Origin of the sequence: Methylorubrum podarium (genome assembly GCF_040270385.1) — a bacterium.
Lineage (GTDB): Bacteria > Pseudomonadota > Alphaproteobacteria > Rhizobiales > Beijerinckiaceae > Methylobacterium > Methylobacterium podarium.
In genome coordinates this window covers 144,838-151,122 of record NZ_JBELQE010000050.1, presented here as the reverse complement: position 1 = coordinate 151,122, position 6,285 = coordinate 144,838, and the positions used below count along the sequence as shown (strand labels likewise).

General features: G+C 70.4%; 4 protein-coding genes. 2 read left to right on the top strand and 2 right to left on the bottom strand.

Annotation, left to right across the window (positions count from 1 at the left end; all coding sequences use genetic code 11):
* Positions 1–185: 185 nt before the first annotated feature.
* Together ABS772_RS08710 and ABS772_RS08705 are read right to left on the bottom strand one after the other, a co-directional pair.
* Complete coding sequence (locus ABS772_RS08710) at positions 186–506, bottom strand: hypothetical protein (protein WP_350393788.1); 321 nt, start codon at positions 504–506, stop codon at positions 186–188.
* Positions 507–690: 184 nt separating this feature from the next.
* The gene (locus tag ABS772_RS08705; RefSeq protein WP_350393786.1) at positions 691–1,167 is read right to left on the bottom strand and encodes a phasin; all 477 of its coding nucleotides are present in this window, start codon (positions 1,165–1,167) and stop codon (positions 691–693) included.
* A gap of 240 nt (positions 1,168–1,407) precedes the next feature.
* On the opposite strand from ABS772_RS08705, the gene ABS772_RS08700 reads away from it, so the two are divergent.
* Positions 1,408–3,933 carry a sensor histidine kinase gene (locus tag ABS772_RS08700; RefSeq protein WP_350393784.1) on the top strand — a complete coding sequence of 842 codons (2,526 nt, stop codon included), beginning with the start codon at positions 1,408–1,410 and terminating at the stop codon, positions 3,931–3,933.
* A gap of 283 nt (positions 3,934–4,216) precedes the next feature.
* The gene (gene acs, locus ABS772_RS08695; RefSeq protein ID WP_350393782.1) at positions 4,217–6,166 is read left to right on the top strand and encodes an acetate--CoA ligase; all 1,950 of its coding nucleotides are present in this window, start codon (positions 4,217–4,219) and stop codon (positions 6,164–6,166) included.
* The last annotated feature ends 119 nt before the right edge of the window (positions 6,167–6,285 follow it).

Below are 6,285 nucleotides of genomic sequence, written 5' to 3'. Positions count from 1 at the left end.
GCCCCGCGCCCCCCCCCCCCCCCCCCGCGCGCCCCCCCCCCCCCCCCGGGCGGGGCGGGCCCCCCCCCCCCCCCCGGCCGGGGGGGGGGCGGCCCCCCCCCCCCCCCCCCCCCCCCCCCCCCGGCCGCGGGCCCCCCCCCCCCCCCCCCCCCTTCTCATCTCGGCTCGAACCAGAGCGTCGCCGATCAGGGCGCGACGCGGCCGACCGCCGTCTGCGGGCCGTTCAGGAACGAGACCGGCATGTCGCAGAAGCAGCGGGCTCCCAGAGGGCGCGGACCGGGAAGCGGGCAGGAAAACGGCTGCAGGCCGCTGATCCCCGACTGCACGGCGTCGCAATTGAGGCCCATGGCGCGACGCGAAGGCGGCGGGCCGCCCCCGTCGCGATACACGCGGGCGCGCGGCGGCGCGTCGTAGCCGTCGTCGTAGTATTGTGCGTGCGCGGGCGTGAGGCTTCCGACCGCGATGGCGGCCAGGGCCGCGAGGCCGAGGGTGCGAACCGAACGCATCGTCTCCAGGATCTCCGCTGGGCCGTCCACTCGGAGACGGCACGGCCGCGAGCCTTGCGGTGTCCGGGCGGCGGAAAAGAGGCGAGTCGAGCCAGGACAAGACCGGACGATGCGCGAACGGCCCGCTCCGGGCGGAGCGGGCCGTCTGAGGCGGGATGGTTCGGGCCTAGGCCCGGACGATGGCTTACGAGGTCGCCTTTTGGGCGTCGTTGGCGTTCTCGCGGGCGGTCTCGACGCCCTGCTCGTAGGCCTGGCGGGCTTCCGCAGCACCCTGCTGCATCGCGCTCTTGGCGTTCTCGGCGCTCTGCTGAAACGCGCTCTGGGCGAGACCGCCGAACTCTTTGGCCTGCGCCTGGATCGCCGCGAACTGCGCGCGCACGAACTCCGCCTGATGCTGCATCGCCTCCTGGACGTCGCGGGCACGCACGAGCTTCTGCGCGAGGTCGAACGCGGCGTTGACGTTCTGCTCGGCGTACTCGAAGCCGCGGGCGGAGATGCTGGTGGCGTTGCTGCGGGCGAGGTCCGTCGATCCCTGGACCGTGTCGGCGGTGCGGCGGGCGGCGCCGATGAAGGAGTCGAACGCCTTGCGAGCCTGCTCGACGCTCTTCTCGGCGAAGTCGCGCATCTCGGTCGGGATCTCGTAGTTGGGGGTGCTGCTCATGTCTGTCTCCTCTGTCTCACACGGAACGCTCTTGTGCGGCGCACAATGTGCAATGCACAATAGCGCGGGGGCGACACTTTTTCCACCCCTGGGGGGCCGATTAAGGTTACCAGTTGATAAACGTGTGTCGGCGGCTTTCAGTGTCCACGTCCGTCGGCGGGTAAGTTACAGAGGAACTGTGTGTTCATGCCCCGACCGACCGTCGACAGGGCTGTGAAGGGGCTCATGACCAGGGTTCGGATGTCGGACCGCGCAGCGCAGGGTTCTTCTCTCGAGGACGATTCGGCCCTCCGTGCTGCCCTGGCGCGCTGGCGCAGCGATGCCTCGACGGCGCATCTCGTCCGCGAGGGCGGTGCGCTGCTCGTCCTCGACGGCGCTGCCGAGCGGATTCTCCATGCCGACGGCGCGGCTCTGTCGCTGCGGGCGGGGGTCGCCGATTCCGAAGGGTACATCCTGCCCGCTCTGCGGCTGTCGGCGCAGATCGGTCGTGCCGGCACTCTCGACGCGCGGCCGCGCATGGTTCGCCTGCGCCTCGATCCCCGCGGTGTCGCCCCGCCGGTGGTCGCCCTCGCCGCGCGCGTCGAGATCGCGCCGGGCGATCCCGTCCTCCTCCTCGCACCGATCGGCGCCTTGCCGGCCCTGCGGCCGTTCGAGACCGCGTTGGCGAAAGTCGATCCGGCGCCCGAGGCGGTGGTCTCCTCGGACGTCGTGCCGGAGGCCCCGAAGCCCGATCCGATGCCGGAGCCGGCCGCGGAGACGGGGGATCTGCCGGTGCGCCTGATCTGGCGCAGCGACGCCGGGGGCGTGCTGACGCACATCTCGCGCACCCATCCCGACCTTGCCGAGGCCCTGCTCGGCCGGCCCTGGGCGCTGCTCGCCGCCGACGGCGTGATCGAGGGTGCGGACCTGACGGAGGCGCTCTCGGCCCGCCGCACCTTCCGCGCCCTGCCGCTCGTGGTGCACGGGCGGTCCTACGAGCACGACCTCGAAATCTCCGGTGCTCCGTCCGGTCGCGCGACGGAGGATTTCTCCGGGTTCGGCGGTTTCGCGATTCTCGGCGAGCGGCGCCCGCGGACGATCGCGCACGAGGAGCCCGCACCCGACGACGGGCCGGAGGTGGAGCCCGTCCGCGAGCCGGAGCCGGACGCCGGCCTGTCGGTGAACGAGCATGCGGCCTTCCGCGAGGTGGCGCGCATCCTCGGCTTGCGGTTCGCGCCCGACGAGGCGGCCGAGGACGCGGCGCCGGTCTCCGCGCAGCCCGAGGCCGCGGCGAAAAACTCCGTCATGCCGTTCCCGACGCCGCCGTCCCGGCTCGCGGAGACCGAGGCCCGGGCCCAGGCGGCCCTGACGGAGCTGCTCGAAAGCCTGCCGGTCGGAGTCCTGGTCTACCGCGGAAGCGAGATACTGTTCGCCAGCCGCACCTTCCTCGGCCTCACCGGCTACACGGACCTGCCGGCCCTGCGTCAGGCCGGTCTCGCCCACCTCTTCCGCGGCCTCCCGCCGAGGGACCGTGAGATCGTCGGGCCGGTCCCCTTCGCCCGGCCCGAGGGAGGCACGGTGGCGCTCCTGGTCGATCGGGCCGGTCTCGTCTGGGAGGGTGCGCCGGCCGAGATCTGCCTCGCGCGGGCGATGCCGGCCGCCGGAGCGGGTCAGATTCCCGCCGTGCCGCCCAATGCCGCGCGGCTGCGGGCGGAGAAGGTGCTGGACAGCCTGGAGGAGGGAGTCGTCACCCTCGACGCCGAGGGCCGGGTCGTGGGCTTGAATCCGAGCGCGGCCGAACTCGTTCACGCCCATCCCAAGGAGGTCGTGGGCGGGCGCTTCGCCGATCTCTTCGCGCCCGAGAGCCTGTCGGCCCTCGAGACCGCGGTCACCAATTCCCGGCGCTCGGGTGCGAGCGAGATCCACGGCGTCACGCCGCGCACCGGGGCGGCGGCCCTGCGCCTGCGCATCGCCCGGCTGCTGGGCGAGGACGCGCCGGGCTACTGCGCCAGCCTGCGCGAGATCCGCGACGAGGACACCGCGCCTCCGGCCGCTTCCGTCGGCCAACCCGCGCCGCGGAGCGAGACAGAGGCGGAAGCCTCCTGGAGGGCCAACGCGCTCGCCCGCGTCAGCCGCGAGATCCGCCCCTCGCTCAACGCGATCCTCAGCCTCACCGACATGATGCTCTCCGACCGCTTCGACCGGGCGGATGCCGAGCGCCTGGAAGCGTATCTGCGCGAGGTGCGTCTCTCCGGTGGCCGGATCGCCGGGCTGATCGACGATCTGCGCGACCTCGCCGAGATCCAGGCCGGCCGCGGCAAGCTCACCTTCGCCGACCTTGCCCTCAACGATCTCGTCGCCTCCTGCATCGCCGCGCAACAGGCACAGGCGGCGCGGGACCGCATCGTCCTGCGCACCAGCCTCGCTCCGGCTCTGCCGGCCATACGGGCGGACGAGCGCTCGATCCGGCAGGCGACGCTGAACGTGCTCGGAAACGCCATCCGCGTGACCGAGGCCGGCGGGCAGGTGATCATCTCGACGACCCTCGCCGAACGGGGAGAGGTGGCCCTGCGGGTGCGCGACACCGGCACCGGCATGACCGAGGACGAGTTGACCAGCGCGCTCGAACCGTTCCGCGCCGATGTCGGCCCCGACGCCGAGGGCGAGGAGAAGGGGTTCGGACTGACGCTCACCAAGGCGCTCGTGGAGGCCAATCGCGGCCGCTTCCGCATCACCAGCCGCAAGGACGAAGGCACCCTCGTCGAGATGCTGTTTCCGGCCGCCTGACGGCCCGTCCGGCGCCGGGTCGGTTCCGGTGGGCCCGACGCGTCGGGCGCCCGATTCTTGTGGGACGACAAGCCCTTCCCGGATTTATCCGAGTCTCGCGACCGGAGCTGGACGGTCGGTGAAAAGCGCGCAATCATTTAGCGCGCAACTCGATTGCGCAAAATTACAGAACTCGACTTTTTGGTGCTTGCCGGGTGTCTTCAACTGCGCTTATGAGTTCTGAGGAAGCCCCGGCTGCGCGGACCTTCGCGATACGATCGGGCACCGGCAGGGAAGAAACCCAATGAGCGAGAAGGTCATCGACGTTCAGGATGCCTGGCGGGAACGGGCTCTGATCGACGACGCCAAGTACGAGGAAATGTATACGGCCTCCGTCTCAGATCCCGAGGCGTTCTGGGCCGAGCACGGCAAGCGGATCGACTGGTCGACGCCGTTCAGCAAAGTGAAGAATACGAGCTTCGCGCCGGGCAACGTCTCGATCAAATGGTTCGAGGACGGAAAGACCAACGTCGCACTCAACTGCATCGACCGTCATCTCGCGACCCGCGGCGACCAGACCGCCATCATCTGGGAGGGGGACGACCCCAACGAGTCGAAGCACATCAGCTACAAGCAGTTGCACGCGGAAGTGTGCCGGATGGCCAACGTCCTGCGCAACCGCGGCGTCGGCAAGGGTGACCGCGTCACGCTCTACCTGCCGATGATCCCCGAGGCTGCCTACGCGATGCTGGCCTGCGCGCGGCTCGGGGCCATCCACGCCATCGTCTTCGGCGGCTTCTCGCCCGACTCCCTGGCCAGCCGCATCAAGGGCTGCGGCTCGAAGCTCGTCATCACCGCCGACGAGGGCCTGCGCGGCGGGCGCAAGGTGCCGCTCAAGGCCAATGTCGACGAGGCGATCAAGCGCCTCGATCAGGATCTCGTGGACCACGTGATCGTGGTGAAGCGCACCGGCGGCAACGTGGCGATGGAGCCCGGCCGTGACGTTTACTACCACGAGGCCGCCGCGCAGGTGACGGACGAGTGCCCGGCCGAGGCGGTCGAGGCCGAGCACCCGCTCTTCATCCTCTACACCTCGGGCTCGACCGGCCAGCCGAAGGGCGTGGTGCACACCACCGGCGGCTACCTCGTCTACGCCGCGATGACCCACCAGTACGTCTTCGACTACCACGACGGCGACGTCTACTGGTGCACGGCGGATGTGGGCTGGGTCACCGGCCACAGCTACATCGTCTACGGCCCGCTCGCGAACGGCGCGACCACGCTGATGTTCGAGGGCATCCCGACCTACCCGTCGAACTCCCGCTTCTGGGAAGTCATCGACAAGCACAAGGTCAACATCTTCTACACCGCGCCGACCGCGATCCGCTCGCTGATGGGCGGCGGCGAGGGGCCGGTGAAGAAGACCTCGCGCGCCTCGCTCCGGGTGCTCGGCTCGGTCGGCGAGCCGATCAACCCCGAGGCCTGGGACTGGTACTACCGCGTCGTCGGCGATTCCCGCTGCTCCATCGTCGATACGTGGTGGCAGACCGAGACCGGCGGCATCCTCATCACCCCACTTCCCGGCGCGACAAAGCTCAAGCCCGGCTCGGCGACCCGGCCGTTCTTCGGCGTGCAGCCGGTGATGGTCGATGCCGAGGGCAAGGAACTCGACGGTCCTTGCGAGGGCAACCTCTGCATCAAGGACAGCTGGCCCGGCCAGATGCGCACGGTCTACGGCGACCACGAGCGGTTCGAGCAGACCTACTTCTCGACCTACAAGAACCTCTACTTCACCGGCGACGGCGCGCGCCGCGATGCGGACGGTTATTACTGGATCACAGGCCGCGTCGACGACGTCATCAACGTCTCCGGCCACCGCATGGGCACGGCCGAGGTCGAATCCTCGCTCGTCGCCCACCCGAAGGTCTCGGAGGCCGCGGTCGTCGGCTATCCGCACAACGTGAAGGGCCAGGGCATCTACGCCTACGTCACCCTCAACGAGGGCGAGGAGGGCTCGGACGAGCTGCGCAAGGAACTCGTCACCTGGGTCCGCAAGGATATCGGCCCGATCGCCTCGCCCGACCTGATCCAGTTCGCGCCGGGCCTGCCCAAGACCCGCTCGGGCAAGATCATGCGCCGTATCCTGCGCAAGATCGCCGAGGACGATTTCGGCTCGCTCGGCGACACCTCGACGCTCGCCGAGCCGGCGGTCGTCGACGATCTGATCGAGAATCGGCAGAACCGCTCGGCCTGAGCGCGTTCCGACAGGTCCGGCCGCGCCCCGCGCGGCCGGAGCCGTTTCACGCATGGTCCACGGACCGGAGAACACCGTGCCGGGCGCCCGCTTCGGGCGCCCCGGTCTCGGCTTGCGCT